The organism is Vibrio sp. 10N.222.48.A3 (assembly GCF_041475345.1).
In the GTDB taxonomy this organism is placed as follows: domain Bacteria; phylum Pseudomonadota; class Gammaproteobacteria; order Enterobacterales; family Vibrionaceae; genus Vibrio; species Vibrio tasmaniensis_A.
Window position 1 is genome coordinate 1 of record NZ_JBFRVX010001709.1, and the last position, 602, is coordinate 602.

Genomic DNA, 602 nt, shown 5'->3' on the forward strand with positions numbered 1-602 from the left:
ATTTAACGTACTCTTTCTTAAGGTCTTCTTGGTAAGTTTTAACGGCGAGTTCTTTTACGTAGTTATTTTGCATAGTAAGCTCCTTCTTATTGGGTAAGAGAAGCTTAAGACTTGAAGTTAGGTTGAGGTAAATAAAAATTTTGCATTAATTGATTACTTCGGGATTGTTACTCTAAAATGACTCTGAACACATCATTGTTCACACCGCCAACATCCACTAACTCTCCCGGCTTCATAAGAAGTAAGGTGTTTAATTGGCGCTTTGAACGTGGTGCTCTATTTTCTCTGATCACTAACATATCAACTAAGTAACCTGAGTTTTGCTTTGATAGTGAGCCCGAGAAAGTAACACTCTCTCTTCTATCGGCTAGAACCGAATTAAATGTTTTATCTTCTAACACACCCGCCGAGATCGACGTCTCACCATAAAAAAGCGTGATAGTTGTTGGGTCGAGTACCAACTCTTGATTGGACGAACACCCTACTAGGGTAAGGTATAGCAGTAAAATGGCCCGAAATTGCATAAACTGGTTTTCTTTCTTACGTTAAGCATCTGTTTTTCATATTAAGACACTTCGACTCAATAAGCACCATATGTCGAG

Annotated in this window: 1 protein-coding gene; it reads right to left on the bottom strand. The window is 38.5% G+C overall.

The genetic code is table 11. The features are described 5' to 3' along the window. Positions 1–167: 167 nt before the first annotated feature. On the bottom strand, positions 168–524 hold the full coding sequence (locus AB4653_RS28540; protein WP_009845510.1) for a hypothetical protein: 357 nt from the start codon (positions 522–524) through the stop codon (positions 168–170). Between the last annotated feature and the right edge of the window lie 78 nt (positions 525–602).